At 74.4% G+C, this 17,393-nt stretch carries 15 protein-coding genes; 5 read left to right on the top strand and 10 right to left on the bottom strand.

From position 1 onward, the window contains the following. Nucleotides 1–28: 28 nt before the first annotated feature. Nucleotides 29–2,170, bottom strand: coding sequence for a phage holin family protein (locus tag ACFWRO_RS03965; RefSeq protein WP_384504043.1), 2,142 nt, complete (start codon nt 2,168–2,170; stop codon nt 29–31). 100 nt (nt 2,171–2,270) lie between these two features. Continuing rightward, nucleotides 2,271–2,675 carry a recombinase family protein gene (locus ACFWRO_RS03960; protein ID WP_384504041.1) on the bottom strand — a complete coding sequence of 135 codons (405 nt, stop codon included), beginning with the start codon at nt 2,673–2,675 and terminating at the stop codon, nt 2,271–2,273. Between the two features lie 307 nt (nt 2,676–2,982). Here ACFWRO_RS03960 and ACFWRO_RS03955 point away from each other — a divergent pair, with 307 nt between their 5' ends. After that, nucleotides 2,983–3,750: an MBL fold metallo-hydrolase gene (locus ACFWRO_RS03955; protein WP_384504039.1), complete on the top strand. Its 768-nt coding sequence runs from the start codon at nt 2,983–2,985 to the stop codon at nt 3,748–3,750. Continuing rightward, nucleotides 3,747–4,382: a DedA family protein gene (locus tag ACFWRO_RS03950; protein WP_384504037.1), complete on the top strand. Its 636-nt coding sequence runs from the start codon at nt 3,747–3,749 to the stop codon at nt 4,380–4,382. The genes ACFWRO_RS03955 and ACFWRO_RS03950 overlap by 4 nt, the downstream gene beginning before the upstream one ends. 86 nt (nt 4,383–4,468) lie before the next feature. Here ACFWRO_RS03950 and ACFWRO_RS03945 read toward each other — a convergent pair whose 3' ends face one another. From ACFWRO_RS03945 to ACFWRO_RS03935, 3 genes are all read right to left on the bottom strand, one after another. After that, nucleotides 4,469–5,530, bottom strand: a complete 1,062-nt coding sequence (locus tag ACFWRO_RS03945) for an MBL fold metallo-hydrolase (RefSeq protein WP_384504035.1) — start codon at nt 5,528–5,530, stop codon at nt 4,469–4,471. A 122-nt stretch (nt 5,531–5,652) separates the two neighbouring features. Then, nucleotides 5,653–6,885 carry an aminotransferase class I/II-fold pyridoxal phosphate-dependent enzyme gene (locus tag ACFWRO_RS03940; protein WP_384504033.1) on the bottom strand — a complete coding sequence of 411 codons (1,233 nt, stop codon included), beginning with the start codon at nt 6,883–6,885 and terminating at the stop codon, nt 5,653–5,655. Nucleotides 6,886–6,975: 90 nt separating this feature from the next. Then, nucleotides 6,976–8,181 (bottom strand): sulfite oxidase, encoded by a 1,206-nt coding sequence (locus ACFWRO_RS03935; protein WP_384504031.1) that lies wholly within the window; start codon nt 8,179–8,181, stop codon nt 6,976–6,978. A 123-nt stretch (nt 8,182–8,304) separates the two neighbouring features. On the opposite strand from ACFWRO_RS03935, the gene ACFWRO_RS03930 reads away from it, so the two are divergent. The 3 genes from ACFWRO_RS03930 to ACFWRO_RS03920 all read left to right on the top strand — a co-directional run bounded on the left by ACFWRO_RS03930 (nt 8,305) and on the right by ACFWRO_RS03920 (nt 9,803). Further along, entirely contained in the window at nt 8,305–8,508 is a 204-nt protein-coding gene (locus tag ACFWRO_RS03930; protein WP_384504030.1) for a hypothetical protein, read from the top strand. Nucleotides 8,509–8,597: 89 nt separating this feature from the next. Continuing rightward, entirely contained in the window at nt 8,598–9,434 is an 837-nt protein-coding gene (locus ACFWRO_RS03925; RefSeq protein WP_384504029.1) for a methyltransferase domain-containing protein, read from the top strand. Nucleotides 9,435–9,455: 21 nt separating this feature from the next. Next, the gene (locus ACFWRO_RS03920; RefSeq protein ID WP_384504028.1) at nt 9,456–9,803 is read left to right on the top strand and encodes a VOC family protein; all 348 of its coding nucleotides are present in this window, start codon (nt 9,456–9,458) and stop codon (nt 9,801–9,803) included. 23 nt (nt 9,804–9,826) lie between these two features. On the opposite strand, the gene ACFWRO_RS03915 is transcribed toward ACFWRO_RS03920, so the two are convergent. The 5 genes from ACFWRO_RS03915 to ACFWRO_RS03895 form a co-directional block, all read right to left on the bottom strand. Beyond that, nucleotides 9,827–10,384 (bottom strand): Clp protease N-terminal domain-containing protein, encoded by a 558-nt coding sequence (locus ACFWRO_RS03915; RefSeq protein ID WP_384504026.1) that lies wholly within the window; start codon nt 10,382–10,384, stop codon nt 9,827–9,829. Continuing rightward, complete coding sequence (locus ACFWRO_RS03910; RefSeq protein ID WP_361962939.1) at nt 10,384–10,593, bottom strand: helix-turn-helix domain-containing protein; 210 nt, start codon at nt 10,591–10,593, stop codon at nt 10,384–10,386. The genes ACFWRO_RS03915 and ACFWRO_RS03910 overlap by 1 nt, the downstream gene beginning before the upstream one ends. A 70-nt stretch (nt 10,594–10,663) precedes the next feature. Next, nucleotides 10,664–11,920, bottom strand: coding sequence for a hypothetical protein (locus ACFWRO_RS03905; protein ID WP_384504025.1), 1,257 nt, complete (start codon nt 11,918–11,920; stop codon nt 10,664–10,666). Between the two features lie 15 nt (nt 11,921–11,935). Next, a complete protein-coding gene (locus ACFWRO_RS03900) occupies nt 11,936–15,286 on the bottom strand; it encodes a PQQ-binding-like beta-propeller repeat protein (protein ID WP_384504024.1) in 3,351 nt (1,116 codons plus the stop codon). 119 nt (nt 15,287–15,405) lie between these two features. Next, nucleotides 15,406–17,364: a DUF5107 domain-containing protein gene (locus ACFWRO_RS03895; protein ID WP_384504022.1), complete on the bottom strand. Its 1,959-nt coding sequence runs from the start codon at nt 17,362–17,364 to the stop codon at nt 15,406–15,408. Between the last annotated feature and the right edge of the window lie 29 nt (nt 17,365–17,393).

Below are 17,393 nucleotides of genomic sequence, written 5' to 3'. Positions count from 1 at the left end.
GGTCCGGGAGGTGAGACGCGCCGCCAAATCAGCTGTTTTTCTCCGGTGCGACCGGCCGGTCAACCGGAAGAAATGCTTCCGCATCGCTCGTGGGCGGGGAAATCTCCAGCGGCACCTGCGGGCCCGCGCACTCCCACAGCCAGCGGCGCAGCACCTGGTGGACCTGCTCCGCGCCCACCAGTTCGGCCCCGTCCTCCACCGGCTCCGAGAGCTCCACGGGCGACAGCAGGAACGGGCGCCCCTGCTCGCCGCCGAGGCCGCCGTGCGAACCGATCTGCTCCTCGAAGGCGTGCACGGTCCCGGTCGCCGGGTCGTACATCGAGTTGACCATGATGTCGGCGACGTGCGGGAACCCGTCCGTGCGCCGGACCGCGTCCGCCGCACCGCGCCCGAAGACCGCGAGCGGACCGTCGTCGGCGAGCGCGGCGACCGGCACCTCCGCGCCGTCCCTGCCGAGCACGACCGAGCCGTGCTCGGCGCTCGCCACCAGCAGGAATCCGATGCCCGGGTGGTTGGCGAGGGTGCGCAGCAGCGCGGGGTGCCGGCGGTCGATCTCCTCGCGGGTCATCCGGTGCGGGGCCCCGGGGAAGGAGATCAGCCCCAGGTTCCCGGAGGCCAGCACCACGGGCTCGGACTTGTCCCCCACCTGCTCGTCCGGCTGCTCACCGTCCTCGTCCACCGGCCGGTGCAGCGCGCTGCGCAGCGCGTCACGGGCCGCGTCACGGGCCTCCGAACCGCTGCGAGTCCGCCGGACCCTGCGCGGTACGGGCAGCCCGCAGCCGGCCCGTACGAGATCCCGCAGGGTCAGCCCGTAGGCGCCCTCGAAGGTCGGGCCGGGGCTCTGGCCGTGGTCGGAGAGGAGCACGATCCGGTACGGCCGGGGCGCGTGCTCGGCGACCTTGGCGATCAGCGCGATCGACCGGTCGAGCCGGGCGAGCACCCGGTCGGTGTCGTGGCCGTGCGGTCCGGAGTGGTGCGCCACCTCGTCGTAGGCGACGAGGTCGGCGTAGACGGCGGTCCGTCCTGCCAGCAGGTCACCGATCACCGCGGCGACCACCACGTCCCGCTCGACGACGGTGGCGAAGGCCCGGACGAAGGGGTAGAGGCCGCCGCGCGAGACCCTCGGGGTCTCCTTGCGCAGCCGGGACCGCGTCGACTGCGCGAGCTCGCGGACGACCTCGGCGACGAGGGAGCCCGCCGTGCGAACGGCGTTGGCGGGGTCGGAGAAGTACGTGAAGTACCCGGCGCGGGAGCGGTTGCGCCGGCCCCTGCGGGCGGCCATCGACAGGACCAGGGCGAGCTGGTCCGCGCCGCCGCTGAACAGGTTGCCGCGCGAGGCCCCGTCGACGGTGAGCAGTCCGCCGTCGCCGGTGCGGGCGATGGCGCGGCGCTGGAGCTCGACGGCGCTCGCGGGCCGGTTGGAGACCATCAGCCGGCCGGTGTCCTTCTCGTACCAGCGGAAGGCGGGCACGTCCTCGTTGGAGCCGTGCAGGATGCCGAGCTGGCTGGCACCGGTCTGGCTGGACCAGTCGGTGCGCCAGGGGGTGAGCCGGTGGCCGGTGTCGAGCCAGTCGGCGACGGTCGGCATCAGTCCGTCGGCGACCGCGTCGCGGAGCACCCGGTGGCCCACGCCGTCGAGTTGCAGGAAGAGCGTGCCCGGCGCGGTCTCCGGGCCCGCGGTCACCGCCCGGGGCCGCTTGCGGTCCGCGAGCCGGTAGAGGCGGCGGCGGTAGGCGTCGTCGTCCCGGACCGCGAGGGCGGTGGAGGTGGCCGAGGCGACGGCCGACATCACGGCGGCGACCACGACGGCCGTCTCGGGGTCGGCCGCGCCGCGCCCGTCGGGCACCAGCCAGAGCGCGATGAGCAGCAGCGAACCGTTGAGGAAGAACACCAACAGGCCGAGGACCAGGGCCGGTACGAGCAGCAACGCGCGGACGAGGACGGGCCAGACGAGCGCGCTGAGCAGACCGAAGGCGCCCGCGCCCCACACGGCGGTCAGCGCGGTACGGGTGATGCTGTCGCCGTCCGCGGACTGGAGTTGGAAGTCGGGGAGCAGTCCGGCCAGCGCGAGCATGGTCAGGGTGGACACCGCCCAGACCACGATCACCCGCACCAGGGCGCTGCCCGCGGTCCGCCAGCGGCCGTCGGTACGCCATCGCCCGTCACCCACGCCTGGTTCACCTTTCGCCCGTTACCTGCCTCAAGCGTGGCACATCACCCACATGGCGCGGGGGTGGCGTGGGGCCGGGCGGGTACGCGGGGCGCAGGAGTCAGCAGCCGTCGTAGCCGGCGGTCGGCATGGAGAGCCTGCGGTGCACGTCGGCCTTGCGGGCGGAGTCGTAGGCCGGCTCGTCGAGACCCGCGGTCTCCAGCCGTACGCCGCGCCGCTCGCACTCGGCGTGGAAGCCGGCCACATCCGTCAACGCCCGGGCCAGCACTCGCTCGTTGGGGGCGACGAAGAGGTCGACCTCCCCGGCGTCCACGTCCACCCAGAGCGCGGCGTGATCGGGCCGGATGCCGTAGAAGAGCAGCTGTCTGGCCACCACATAGCCCTTGTCCAGGGCCCAGCGGGCGCACATGGCGTGCTGGCTGCGCGTGTCGACCAGGAAGGGGTCGCTGTCGAGTTCCTCGAGCGGGGTGAGGCTGGCGATCGCCGCCACCCGAACGTCGTCCATGAGCCGACCCTACTCCGAACCGGGGCACCCGAGGAGGCCACGTCCGGGCGACGGCCCCGGCCCTCACGGCGGCGAGGAGTAGCCACAGGTGTGGCAGATCCTCCAGCCGTCCTGGGTGACGGCCAGGACGCCCCCGCAACGCGGGCACTGCGCCGAATTGCAGGTCGTCCCCATCGTGCTCACCGCGGCTCCCATCCCCTTGCTGGCGGATGGCTACCCCCGCTTCCCACCGTAGACGCCCCGCGTCACCCCCTCCGGACATTTACCCTCGAGACAAGGCGCGGACGGCAGGGAAGGCGGCGGGCCGGTGGAGGTCACCTGGTGGGGTCATGCCACCTGCACGGTCGAGGACTCCGGGGTCCGGTTCCTCACCGATCCGCTCTTCGCCGGCAGGCTGGCGCATCTGCGCCGACGCCGCGGGGCACCGCCGCCCCCCGAGGCCGCGCGCGCCGAGGCGGTGCTCGTCTCCCATCTGCACGCCGACCATCTGCACCTGCCCTCGCTGGCCCGGCTCGCGCCCGGCACGGTCCTCGTGGTGCCGCGCGGCGCGCCCCGGGCCGTCCCGGGGCTGCGCAGGCTCGACGGGCTGCGGCTGACCGAGGTGGGCCCGGGCGACACGGTGACGGTGGAGGGCGTGACGGTACGGGCCGTCCCGGCCCGGCACGACGGGCGGCGGCTGCCGGTGGGGCCGCACCGCTCCCCCGCGCTCGGGTACGTCGTCGAGGGCGAGGCACGGACGTACTTCGCCGGTGACACCGGGCTCTTCGAGGACATGGCGGAGGCGGTCGGCCCGGTGGACGTGGCGCTGCTTCCGGTGGGCGGCTGGGGGCCGTACCTGGGCCACGGCCATCTGGACGCGGGCCGGGCCGCGCAGGCGCTCGCGGCGCTCTCCCCCGCGGCGGCGATTCCGGTGCACTACGGCACGTACTGGCCGATCGGGATGGACGCGGTGCGCCCGCACGAGTTCCACGCGCCGGGCGAGGAGTTCGTCCGGCAGGCGGCGCGGCTCGCGCCGAAGGTGGTGGTGCACCTGCTCGGTCACGGCGCGCGGGTGCGGCCCGAGGTCGCCAGGTGATCCATGGCCTGTTGGGGGCGGCCGGCGATCTGCCGCCGGAGTCGACGCAGCAGGCGGTCGGCTACCCCTCGCTGTTCCTGCTCGTGGCCCTCGGCTCGCTGGTGCCGGTGGTGCCGACCGGGGCCATCGTCAGCTCGGCGGCCGTGGTCGCCTTCCACCAGACCTCACCGCTCGCCCTGCTCTTCGTCTTCCTGGTGTCCGCCTCCGCCGCCTTCCTGGGGGACGTGACGCTGTACTGGCTCGGGCAGCGCGGGGTCCGTTCGCGCAACGGGTCGCGGTGGCTGGCCGCGCTGGAGGGGCGGGTCACCCCGGACCGCCTCGCGCACGCGCAGGAGAAGCTCGCCACGCACCAGGTCTCGGTGCTTGTCCTGTCCCGCCTGGTGCCGGCCGGGCGGATCCCGGTGATGCTGGCGTGCCTCCTCTCGCAGGTGCCGCTGCGGCGGTTCGTGCGCGGGGACGTACCGGCCTGCCTGGCCTGGGCGGCGACGTACCAGCTGATCGGGATCCTGGGCGGCTCGCTCTTCCCGGAGCCGTGGCAGGGCGTGGTGGCCGCGGTCGGCCTGACGGTGCTGATCAGCGCGGCTCCGGCGCTGTGGCGGCGGGTACGGGGGACGGGGCGTGGCGGCAGGTAGGGAGCGGCGGGTCAGGGCGCGGCAGGTCGGGGAGCGGCGGGGCAGCGCGCGGCAGGCCGGGGAGCCAGGGGGCAGGGCGCGGCGGGTCAGGGCGCGAGCACGCGTGAGGCGCCGACCGGGAGGTCCCAGAGGTCCTCGCGGGGCAGTCCGGCCCGTTCCCAGGCGGCCCTGACGCGGGTGAGCGGTTCGAGGACCGGCTCGGAGGAGAGCACGAACGTCGCCCAGTGCATGGGGGCCATCCGGCGCGCGCCCAGGTCCTGGAAGGCGCGGACGGCCTCCTCGGGGTCGGTGTGCACGTCGCTGAGCCACCAGCGCGGCGCGTAGGCGCCGATCGGGAGCAGGGCGAGGTCGATGCCGGGGTGGCGGGCGCCGATCTCGGCGAACCAGTGGCCGTAGCCGGTGTCACCGGCGAAGTACACCTGGCGGCCGGTGCGGTCGCCGAGCACCCAGCCGCCCCAGAGCGAGCGGCAGGTGTCGAGGAGGGTCCGCTTGGACCAGTGGTGCGAGGGGACGAACGCGAAGCGCACGCCGTCGAGTTCGGCCGCCTCCCACCAGTCGAGCTCCGTGACGTGGCTGAACCTGCGGCGGGCGAACCAGCGTCCGAGACCGGCGGGGACGAAGACCGGGGTGTCCTTGGGCAGCCGCTTGAGGGTCGGGGCGTCGAGGTGGTCGAAGTGGTTGTGGCTGATGACGACGGCGTCCACCGGCGGCACGTCCTCCCAGCGGACCCCGACCGGTGTGATCCGGGCGGGGGTCCCGAAGATGCGGCGGGACCAGACGGGGTCGGTGAGGACGGTGAGGCCGCCGACGCGCAGGATCCAGCTGGCGTGGCCCGCCCAGGTGACGGCGAGGGTGTCGGGTCCGGCCTCGGGGAGCGGGCCGGGGGCGAAGGGCAGCAGCGGAATGTCGCGCAGCCCCTCGACGCCGGGTCGCACGGCGCCCTCGCGGGCGAGCCGGGCCATGGCGCGGACGCCGGGGAGCGGGGCGGTGAGGCGGTCGGCGAAGGAGGGCCAGTCGGTCCTGGTCCGGCCGAGGGGCCGGAGGACGGGCGACGGGGAGGGGGCGGGAGTGGGGGTGGAGGTGGGGGCGGTCCGGGCGTCGCGTACAGAATGCGGGGCCTGCGTCGGCCGTGCCGTCTGTTCCGTCATCTGCGGGCTCCGTTTCTACGCGGTTCGTCGGGACGGTCTCGCCGGCGTGCGTACGCACGGGCGGGCCCGAGATCGGATCTCCGGGCGCGCGTCGGCCTCCGCGCGGCGAAGTGCCCCGGCCGTCACCGGAGTTCCTCCAGGGCGGCTGAGAAAGCGGTCAACGCCCGGGCCACGTGCGGCAGTTCCACCGGGTTCGCGGAGGCGAGGGACTCCATCTGTTCCTCCTCGTCGGCGCCCAGGAAGGCGCCGGTGTCGAACCGCACGCGCAGGGCGCCGAGTTCGTCGCCGAAGCGGTGGCCGCCGGGTACGGGCGTGCCGAGCCGGCGGCCGAGGTGGTTCTCCAGCTCCATGGAGTCCGTGACGCCCCGCGCGGCGAGCCCGGCGCGCAGCGGCCCGAGGTCCGCGTAGAGGTGGCGGCCCGACTGGGGCGGCCGGGCGAGGGCGCCCGCGGCGAGGACCGCGTGGTGGACGGCGGCGGCCACGTGCCCGTGCAGGGCGGCGGCACGGGCGGCCCGTACGGTGACGTCCTCCGGTTCGTCGAGGGCGTGCGCTGCGGCGGGGGCGACGGGCCCCGAGACGAAGGCGCCGAGCGCGGTGAGGATGTCGAGGGTGCGGGCGCGCGGGTCGGTGTAGCGGTCGGCCCGGTCGCGCCCTGTGGGCGGGAAGCGGGCCACGGCGCAGGGCCAGGCCGGCGGGGTGAGGGCGCCCGCCAGGTCGTACAGGACGGTGACGTCGTCGGGGCACATCTCGGCGGGGCTCAGGAGCACGGTGTCGGCGCGCCGGTGCAGGGTGTCGCGCCAGGTCTCGTCGCTGACGATGTGCAGCCCCTCGGCGACGGCGGCCTCGCACGCCTCGCGGACGAGTTCGGGCGGGGCGACGGTGCCGGTGGTGTCGTCGGCGACGGAGATCAGCAGCAGCCGGGGCCGGCCGCCCTCGGCGCGGACTCGGCGGACGGTTTCGAGCAGGGCGTACGGGTCGGGCACGCCGCCGCACTCGGCGGGGGTGGGCACGTGGTAGGCGGGGCGGCCGAGGAGCCGGGCCTGCGGGGTCCACCAGGCCGGGCAGGGCCGGGGCAGCAGGACGTCGCCGCCGTGGGCGGCGATCAGGGCGAGCATCAGGGGCCGGGCACCGGGGGCGGCGACCACGTCCTCGGCGTGGGTCCGCAGGCCGCGCCGCCACCAGTAGCCGGATGCGGCCTCGCGGAGCACGGGCCCTCCGCCGGGCGGTTCGACGGCGATGCGGTCCGCGGCGGCGGCGAGGATCGCGGCGAGGCCGGGCAGCACGGGGAGACCGGGCTCCGGTGCGGGTGGTCCGTAGCTGACCGGGCCGCGCCCTTCCGGGGCCGTCTGCCGCATCTCCCGCACCTCCCGCGTACCACGAGCACTGGGGGCGCCGGCGCGGCGCCCCCAGTGCCTTTATACGAAGGTTCGGGAGGGTTCGCCGTTTCAGACGACGGCGACCGGGTGGCGGACGACCGCGTTGAAGAGGTAGCCCTGCGTGTTGTGGACGGCCCGCTCGGGCTGGACGTTCCCGGCCGCGTCGGTGGTCCGGGAGAGCAGTGTCGCCGGTCCGGCGTGGCGCGGGCGCCACGGCGCGGTCCAGCGGACCCAGCCGTCGCGGCGGGGCGCGTCGAGGAGCCGGGCGGGGCGCCAGCGGGCGCCGCCGTCGGTGGAGACCTCCACCCGGCGCACGGGCGCGTGCGCGGACCAGGCGCGGCCGGTGAGGCGGTGGACGCGGCCGGCTTCAAGGGTGGCGCCGAAGGGGAGTTCGTACCCGGACTTGAGGGTCTGGCGGGTGATCGGCGCGCTGCCGCCGGGGGGATGCGCGGCGCCGAAGAGCCGGTAGTAGTCGGTGGACCAGGGCGAGGAGAGCGGGGTGGTGGAGACCTCGATGTCACCGAGCCATTTGACGGAGGAGATGCCCACCCAGGACGGGACGACGACGCGGACCGGGTAGCCGTGGTCGTACGGGAGGGGCTTGCCGTTCATCTCGTACGCGAGGATCACGTCGTCGAGCGCCTTGGCCACCGGCAGCGGCCGGCGGACCCGGCCGAGGTTCACGCCCCCGGTGACGTACTCGTCGTCCAGGCCGCGCGGCTGTACGTCCACGGCGTCCCTGGCGATCCCGGCGCGCCGCAGCACGTCGGAGAGCCGGGCCCCGCGCCAGCGGGCGGCGCCGACCGCGCCGAGGGTCCAGGCGGTGCCGCTGACGGTCTCGCCCTGCTGGGTGGCGTAGAGGCTGCGGCCGTTTCCGGCGCACTCGACCAGGGCCGTACGGGTGACGGAGGGAAGGTCGCGCAGTTGTCCGTACGTGAGGTGGACGGGGCCGCGGCCGTGCAGCCCGTCGCCCCAGAGGGTGAGCCGCCAGGTGGCGGCGTCGAGGACGGGGGTGGAGGTGTGGTTGCGGACGAAGAAGCGTTCCGTCGGGGTGAGGAGACCGGTGCCCTGGAAGGCGTCGTAGCGGGCCTCGGCGTTGGTACCGCGGATCGTGAACAGCTCGGGCGGCAGCGGCTTGAGGATGCCGGGCGCGGTGGCGGCCGCCGCGGGGGTGGCTGCGGCTGCGGTGGCTGCGGTGGCCAGGCCGCCGAGCGCGGGGGCGGCGGCGAGCAGCTTCAGCAGGGACCGGCGGGCCGGCGCGGACTCGTGGGGCACGTTTCTCCTCGGGGCGTCGGCGGGCGCGCGGTGGCTGGGGCGGTGACCGGGGGCGTTGGGGGGGCGGCGGGCCCGATGCTAGGTGCGCGGAAGGCCCGGGAACGATCTGTTCACAGGTTCGTCATGGAAGCGAAGCCGCAGGACGCGCCGTGTGCCCACCTCCGTGCGGGCGCTGACCGGGTGCGGCTGTGGGTCCTCGCGGACAGCGCGCGGGGGCGCCGCTTCTACGAGGCCGCGGGCTGGCTGCCGGACGGCACCGTCGTCCAGGACATGACGGCGGGCCGGACGCTCGACGAACTCCGCTACCGGCGGCGTCTGTTCGGCTGACCGCCTGCCCATATGGCGAGATACGAGTCTCATCATGCGGCCGATGCGCGTACCGTTGCCGTACCCACCCACACAGAGGGAGTCCGGTCATGACGCATGCCTCCGATCAGCCCAGGCCGCACGAGACCGCCGTCTACACCCATGGGCACCACGAGTCGGTGCTGCGCTCGCACACCTGGCGCACCGCCGCGAACTCGGCGGCCTACCTGCTGCCCGAACTGAAGCCCGGCCTGGACGTCCTGGACGTGGGCTGCGGCCCCGGTACGATCACCGCCGACCTGGCCGCGCTGGTCGCGCCGGGCCGCCTCACCGCGGTCGACGCCGCCGAGGACGTCCTGGCCAAGGCTCGGGCGGTCGCCGCCGAACGAGGCCTGGACAACGTGGAGTTCGCGGTCGCCGACGTCCACGCCCTGGACTTCCCCGACGACTCCTTCGACGTCGTCCACGCCCATCAGGTGCTGCAGCACGTCGGCGACCCGGTGCAGGCGCTGCGCGAGATGCGGCGGGTGTGCCGCCCCGGCGGCCTTGTCGCCGCCCGGGACAGCGACTACGGGGCCTTCACCTGGTACCCGGCCTCCCCCGTCCTGGACCGCTGGCAGGAGCTGTACCGGCGGGTCGCGCGGGCCAACGGCGGCGAACCGGACGCCGGGCGGCGGCTGTTCGCCTGGGCGCACCGGGCGGGGTTCACCGACGTCACCACGACGGCGGGCACCTGGTGCTACGCGACGCCCGAGGAGCGGGCGTGGTGGAGCGGGCTGTGGGCGGACCGGACGACGGAGTCGGTCTACGCGCGGCTGGCCGTGGAGGGCGGCCACGCGACGCCGGACACGCTGAAGGAGATCGCGGAGGCATGGCGGGAGTGGGGCGGCCAGGAGGACGGCTGGTTCATGGTCCCGCACGGCGAGATCCTCTGCCGGGTACCGTGATCCTCAACTAGGCTCGTCCATATGGTGATTCTGGGGACCACCCTGCGTATCTGCGTCGATGATCTCGAACCCGCCGTGGAGTTCTACGAGCGGCTCACCGGCGCCCAGGCCCAGCGTTTCGAGCGGGGCGGGGTGTCGGTGGCGGCCGCCGGCTGCTTCCTCCTGATGAGCGGACCGGAGGCGGAGCTGGAGGTCCTGCGCAAGGTCGCCGCGACCATCTCCGTCCAGGACGTGGACGCGGCGTTCACCGCGCTCACCGAGGCCGGCGCCAAGATCCTGGCGGGCCCGGTCCCCACGCCGGTGGGCCGCAATCTGATCGCGGTCCACCCGGACGGCTCGGTCTTCGAGTACGTCGACCGGCGGGCCTGAGCAGGCCCGCCCCCGCCCACCGCTCAGGCGGCGGACGCACCCTGCCCGAGGGCGCGTTCCACCGACTCGTAGGTGATGCCGTGGTCCGCTAGGGCCTCGGCCACGACGCCCGGGCGGGCGGTCAGGGCGAGGAGCAGGTGCTCGTCGCCGATCACCTTCTCGCGGCGGCCGAGGCAGATCCGCAGCGACCGCTCCAGGACGCTCGCGGCCTCGCGACTGAACGTGGGCCTTCCGAAGCGCCGGGAGCCGTCCTTGCGGTCGTCGGCGAGGGCGCCCGACCCGTGGGCCTCCTCAACTCGGGCGACGATCTCCGGCACGTCGATCCCGAGGCCCGCGAGCGCCTCCATGTCGGCCTTCGACAGGCCGCCCCGCCGGTGGGCGTCGGAGAGCTGCGCCTCCAGCGAGGCCCGCCGGTCGGTCGCGCCGAGGGCCCGCAGTACGAAGGACACCTTGGTCCCCTCCGCGTCGAACAACGCGAGCAGCAGGTGCTCTTCGGTAACCACGGCGGCGCGGTCGCGCCGGGCCCGCTCCACGGCCTCGATCACCGCGGCCCGAGCCCCTGCCGAGAATCGCTCGAACATCAATGCCTCCCGTACTTCTTGTGCACGGCCTGCCTGCTCACGCCCAGCTCCGCCGCGATCTCCTGCCAAGACCAGCCCTGGGCGCGGGCGCTGCGCACCTGGACGGCCTCCAACTGCTCAAGGAGCCGCCGCAGTGCGGTCACGGCCCGAAGGCCGACCCGGGGATCACGATCCCCGGCCCGCGCGGCGAGATCGGTTGCATCGGTCATGGTGTCAACCTACGTTGACACCCCCTCTCCTGTCAACCGTGGTTGACGGGAGAGGGGGTGTCCGCCGCCCCTAGGACGCGAGGAGCTGGCCCGCGGCTACCGCCGAGGCGACCGTCCCGCCGGCCACCACCGCCGACGCCGCGACCACGGGAACCCGCAGGCTCCATCGGCGCAGCGCCGCCGAGCCGGATACGCGAGCGAGGAGCGCATCCCGGCCGCGCAGCACGACCAGTCCGACGCCGGTCAGCGTGAGCGCCATACCCAGGCCGAAGGCGCCCACCAGCACGAGGGCGGTACCGACCTTGCCGGTCAGCAGACCGGTCAACAGCACCAGGAACGCCGAGGGCGAGGGCAGCAGCCCTCCCGAGGTGCCGAGCAGCAGCACCCCCCGCCAGGTGAGGAGAGAGGGGGCGTCCGGGATGTGGTGGCTGTGACCGTGGTCATGGGTGTGCGTGTGGCTCTCACCGTCGTGGTGATGCTGGTGGCCGTGGCCTCCGTGGCCGCGCAGATGGCGCCGCAGCAGGCTCACCCCCACCCCCGCCACGACGAGCGCGGCGAGCAGTTGCAGCCACCCCGTCAGCGCCGCGATGTCCGGCGTGCTGTTCGCCGCCAGCCACCAACCCACCGCGAGGGCCGCCACCGAGAGGGTGTGCATGACGGCCACGATCCCGCCGAGCCAGACCGCGTCCCGCGCTCTGCCCCGGCCGGCCACGAGGTACCCGGCCGCCAGCGACTTGCCGTGTCCCGGCGCGCACGCGTGCAGCGCGCCGACGGCCGCCGACACGAGGAGCGCGAGCGGGAGCGCGGCGTCGTGGTCGAGCAGCGACGTCAGGTCGGTGGTCCAGCTCCAAGCCGACACACCCGACACACCCGACCCGGCGGCCGTCCCCGTCAACACCACGCTCCGCGTGGGCTCGTCGGCCGTGTGCAGCCCGCCCGCGCCGGAGCCGGTCACCGAGAGCGTCCGATAGGCGGCGTCGACGTCCGTCAGCACCGTGACCGTCAGCTCGATCCGGTCCGCCGGGCGCGGGCAGGCGAAGTGCACCGTCATGCCCTCGGCCCGGTCGACCGGGCACGCGCGGCCGTCCTGGCGTACGACGAGGTGCCTGCGCAGATAGCCGGCCGGGTCGCCGCCGGCCTGCTCCTTCAGGACGGCGACGTCGTCCGGCTGCGCCGACCAGGTGGCCTCGACGGCGGTGCCGGCCGCCACGATCTTCACGACGGGCGGGGTTCCGAAGGGGTGCGCCTGCGCCGTCCCCGCGCTGCCGAAGAGCAGCGCGGAGACGGCGGTCAGCAGGAGCAGCACCCCGGTGCGCAGAGCTCGCACGGTGGTGCTCCCCCCTTACTTCCGGCGCCCGGCCAGCGCGTGGACCGTGCCGTCGTCCGTGAGGGCGAAGAGCCAGTCACCGCTGATCGAGAGGGCCGAGGCCACTCCCGCGCCGAGGTTGTACGAGGCGGTCTGCCGGCCGGTGGCGCGGTCCAGGACGAGCAGCCGCCCGTCCCAGGTCCCGACGTACACCAGGTCCCCGGTCACCAGCGGGTGCATCGTCGGGGAGCCGTCCCCCACCGAACAGCCCGCCGCCGCACGCCACTTGTCGTCCAGCGGGCTCTCGCCCGGCAAGTACCCGGCCTTGGTCTCCCAGACCGGCTTCGCCGGATCGGCGGACGTCGTGTCGTAGGCGCGGACGACACCGTCGCGGCCCGCGACGTACGCGGTCGTCCCCCACACGGCGGGGCCGGTGAGCGGGGCACGCCCCGGCTCGCAGGTGCTGCCGCCGCCGAGCTTGGACTCCCAGACCACGGCTCCGGTGGCCGGGTCGTGGCCCCGGGTGCCGTACGCCGTGTGCGTCACCAGCTGCGGCGTGCCCATCGCCGGGTCGGTGAGCGCGGGCGACGAGTGGCTGTCGATGTCGCCCGCCGTGTCCTTCGCCCACAGCTGGGTGCAGGTCGCGAGGTCCATGGCGATGACGGTGTTGCTCGACATGGAGTGCAGATAGGCGGTGTTCGTGCCGGGCACGCGCACGGCCGTGCTGTGCGCCTGGCCCCACGAGAAGGACGCTCCGAAGCCGCCGGGCAGCATGCCGCCGGTCTCGGCGTCGCGGCAGCGGACGGTGTACGCGTCCTGGTAGACGGCGACTTCGCGCTCTGCGCCGCCCGTGAGGGAGAAGACGCTGACCGGGCCGCCCGCGCGGCCGTAGCGGCGCACGGTGTCGCCGTGGTTCTCCTCGCGGTCGATCGACTGCCAGGCGATCCGCCCGGTGGCCGCGTCGAGGGCGTAGACCCGGCCGACACCGGTGGTCAGATAGACCTTTCCGTCGTGGAGCGTCGGCGCGGACTCGGCGTCACCGTCGAGGTACGTACGCCACAACTCCCGCCCGGTGGCGATGTCGTAGGCGAGCATCATGCTGTACGGCGAGTCGAAGGCGCGCGAGGAGACGATGAGCCTGCCGTCCGCGACGACCGAGCCGTTGAGGTTGAACTGCTCGCCGGTGTGCCGGGCCCACTTCAGGTCGAGCGCGGCGCCCGGGGCGTCACCGCTCGCGGAGCGGCCCTCCTCGCCGCCGCCCTGCCGCAGCCAGTCCTGGCCCGCCCGGGGCTTGCCGAGCGCGGAGTCGTCCACGACCCGGAAGGTGGTGCGGACGACCGGGAACTTCTTCCCCCGGGTGTCGTACGCGACCGATTCGGCGGTGTACGTGCCGGGCCGCAGCCCGTCCACGGTGCCGCTCGCGCGGGTCCAGGCACCGCGCGGCTTCGGGCAGGCCTCGGCCTTCCCGCCGGGCGGGGTGTAGCAGTTCTCCATGCCCGGACGCGACGCGCCCTTCCCGAACCGCACGTCCTCGCGCTCGACCACGCGCCCCCGGCTGTCGCGGACGGTGAGGACCGCCTTGGCGGGGGTGCGGCCGTCGTCCTCCGCGTACACCTCGACGGGGACACCGGCCCTGCGGCCGTGGACGCTGCCGTCGGCGGGGCTGACGAGCGCCGCGTCGTCGTCGATGTCGAACTGGCGGTGGATACCGGTCACATGCCCGGAGTCCTCGTTCCTGTGGGTGCGCGGGTCGTCGGTGATGCCGCCGAAGTCGAGGACCTTGTAGTCGGGTCGGGCGCCGTCGATGCCGTACGTGCCCTGGTTGTTGATCTCGACGGACCGCTGGAACGCGCCGCGGCGGAACTCGGCCTGCTGATTGTGGCCGGCCGCGACCATCCGTACGTCGTACTTGGCGAGCTCGTCGATGGTGGGCTGCATGCCCGCGCCCGGACCCCACTGGGTGAAGAGCGAGCGGTGGGCGAAGACGAAGACCTGCTTGCCGACCGCGTGCCGGGCGAGGTCCTGGCGCAGCCACTCCAGCTGCGGCTTCAGCCCGCTGGCGTCGTAGTTGTCCTCGAGGACGACGATGTGGCGGCCGTTGCGGTCGAAGCTGTACCACTCGGGGCCGAGGTTGCGGCGGTAGTACTCCATGCTGCCGGCGTAGCCCTGGGAGGCCGCCGTACCGCCGAAGTCGTGGTTGCCCATGACCGGGTAGAAGGGGTGGCCGAGCCGGCCCTCCTCAAGTCCCTTGCTGAACAGGTCGTAGCCGCCCTGGCGGCGCGGCTCGGCCGCGTAGTCGGTGACGGTGAGGTCGCCGGTGGCGATCTGCATGGTCGCGCCGTCGACCTCGGACATCGCCCGCACCTGGCCGGTCCACTGGGGCAGGATGCGGCGGGCCTCGTCGTCGGTGCGGTTGCCGACTTCGGAGTCGGAGTTCATGACCCACTTCTCGGTGGGGTTCGCGGCGTTGCGGTCGGGTACGAGGGCGAAGTCGACGCCGGTGGCGCCGGTTTCGGGGACCTTGTGGAAGAACCGCGGGATCCAGTCCTCGCGCAGGGCGGGTGTGTAGCCGTCGGGCGAGACGATGCTGACGAGGTCGGTCTCGCGCCGCGCCGGGTCGAGCTGAAGGCGGTACGAGCCGTCCGCGCCGGTCGTCGTCCACGCGGCGCCGTCGGTGACGTCGACGCCGGGCATGGGGCGCTCGCCCCGGTCGCGCTTGCCGTTGCCGTTGGCGTCCTTGAAGACCGAGCCCTCGACCGTGACCGTGGCGGGCTCGGCGGTGTCGTCGGCGAACGCGGCCTGGGGCGCGAGGAAGGAGAGCGCGAGCGCGCCGGCGGCAGCGGCCTGGACCCGCCGCGTGGAGGCGCGCAGCCGACGGGCCGCCATCAGCAGCGCGGCGGCGGCCGCCGCGCCCAGGGCGATGATGAGCACGGTGCGCCAGGGGAAGGACGGGACGGCGTGGACGCCGTCGGCGTCGACGAGCGGTGTGGCCGCGGTGGCGTCGGCGGTCGTGCCGTCGAACTCGACGACGACCTGGGTCAGTCCTGCCTTCTCGATGAGCGGGCCGAGGTCGAGGGCGTCGATCCGGCAGCTCCAGGCGAGCTCGACGACCACGCCGCCCGGCGCCCCGCCGTTGTCACCGGGCACGCCCGAGCCGGTGGCCGGGCAGCCCGCGGCGAGCAGGCCGGAGGCCCAGGCCCCGGCCCGCTCGGGCGTCACGATGTCGTGGTGGACGATGAGCCGGCCGCTGGTGACACCGTCACCAGGGGCGACCACAAGCTCCGCGTGCTCGCGCGAGACATGCGCGAACGCGGGCTGGGCGCCGATGCCCAGCACGAGGAACAGCAGCGCGAGGGAGAGCCCGGCCGCTGTGCGTATGTGTGTCATACAGCAAAAGCTAGCCACGCGGGTGTTCGGTTTCCGGTCATTCATCAACGGAAGTCATCAACCCGACCGCAACTGTTCAGCAAGCGCTCCCCGTGGAGCCTAGGGCCGCCGGCCAGGCCCTAGGGCCGCATACGGAACTCGTACGCGTCCGGCAGAGGTTCGTCGGTCAGGGCCGACCACAGGTCGCCGAGGGTCTCCGCGCCCTCGCGCAGGTCGGCGACCTCGAAGCCCGTGTCGAACACGGCCCGGGCCTCGCCCTTCCGCCCCTCGGCGAGGAGGAGACGGGCCTCCAGGAGGCGGAAGGCCCCACGCGCGCGTGCCTCCTCCGGCAGCCGGTCCAGGAGCGCGCGGGCCTGCGGTACGCACCCGGCCGCCAGGAGCGCGGTGACCGCCTCCCGGCCGAGCGCGCCCGTCACCACGGTGTCGTCGCCGTCCAGGGCCTCGAAGGCCTCGGCGAACCGTTCGGCGGCGCGGGCCGGGTGCCCGCCCTCCTGGTCGGCGACGGCCAGGCAGTACAGCAGCGGCCAGCGGACCCCGCAATCCTGCTGGAGTCCGCGCTCCCAGCTCCGTACCGCCTGGGCGAGGTCGCCCGCGTGCCACTGAGCGATCCCGAGGTGGTACTCGGTCAGCGGCTCGGCCGGCGCGGTCTCCAGCATGTCCCGCCAGTGGCCCGCCACCAGGGACGGGCCGGGCGGGGCGCCCTGGGGCAGCGGTGGCAGGACGCCCGTACGGAGCAGCTCCAGCCAGGGCTTCTGCTCCTCCCCCAGGGTCACCGCGGGGAACGGTGTCCCGGGCAGTTCGTGCCCGTGGGCCAGGACTTCGAGGGCGCCCCAGCCGGAGCCCGCCGCGAGGACGGTGACCGGCTCGGCGTCGGCGGCAGCGGCCCGCCAGGCCGCGTAAGCGGCGTCGACGGCGGCGCGCGGCAGGGCCGACTCCAGGGCCCCTTCCACGTCCGCGCGGGCCGCGCCCCAGTCCTCGCCGTGCACGGTCCCGGCGTCGGCCGTCAGCGGTCCGTACGTCTCCAGCCAGCTGAACTCCGCGCCGCCCTCCAGCTTCAGATGCTCCAGCTGGGTCCGGGCCAATCCGGCCTGGATCTCGGCGTACCCCGGGGCGCCGGGGGCGGTGAGCCACTCCTGCCAGCGCCGGCCGCCGGGCGCGGTGCCCCAGAGGAAGAGCTTGCGTCCGCGCAGCAGGTCCGTGGACGTCTGCACCAAGCCTCCACCCGTCTCGTCGAGGGCGGCGATCCAGCGCCTGCCCGCGTCCGGGACGTCGTAGAAGTAGTCCGCGGGGAGGGTGCTGCGCAGCGGGTACGTACGGTCCTCGGACCGGCCCGCGCCGGCCTCGGCGACCGGTACGGGGACACGGCGCAGGCCGCGCTCGTATCCGTGGTGCCACGCCGACTCCGCCGGGGCGAGGATCCTGCGGTCCTCGGGGACCGCGGTGTTGGACCACCAGTAGACGGGGACGGTCCGCTCGTGCGGGTTGCGGATCCGTACGCCGACGTGGAGGAAGTCGCTGCCCTCGGGCAGCCACAGGTCGACCTGGAAGGGCAGGTCGCGCAGCCGCTCCCACTCCCACAGGCGCAACATCTGCCCGCCGCCGGGCGCCGGGACGATCGCGGCGTGCATCGGCGAGCAGGAGAGGGTGGTGTGGCCGGTGGCGCCGATGTTCCACTCGATGCCGCCGGCGAACCAGGCGCCGTTGAGCGCGAAGGCAGCGGGCTGGAACACCGGGTTGCGGTGGACGAGTTCGCGTCCGGTGAGCTTGTGGTGCAGGGAGTGGACGCGCCCGCCGAGGCCGGGCAGCACCGTCGCGCGCACCCGGTCGTTCTCGATGACGATCGCGTCGAGTTCGGCGGGCACGCGCTCGCGTCCGTAGCCGTCGCGGACCGGGGCGGGCAGCACGGTGCGCAGCGGCGCGTACCCGAGCTGCCGGGCCATGTCGCGCGGCAGCTCGCCCTCGACGGCCCGTGGGTCGACCGCCGGGGTCCCGTCGAGGATCCGCAGCGCGGGCAGCGGGTTGTCCGGGCCCAACGGGGCCGCGGGCAGGGTCAGTACGGCACGTCGTACGGTCGTCATGGCGCCATCGAACACGGCGGGCGCGCGTC

This window comes from Streptomyces sp. NPDC058579, assembly GCF_042718575.1.
Taxonomy (GTDB): domain Bacteria; phylum Actinomycetota; class Actinomycetes; order Streptomycetales; family Streptomycetaceae; genus Streptomyces.
The sequence above is the reverse complement of the archived record's forward strand: the minus strand, read 5'-3'. Positions and strand labels throughout refer to the sequence as shown.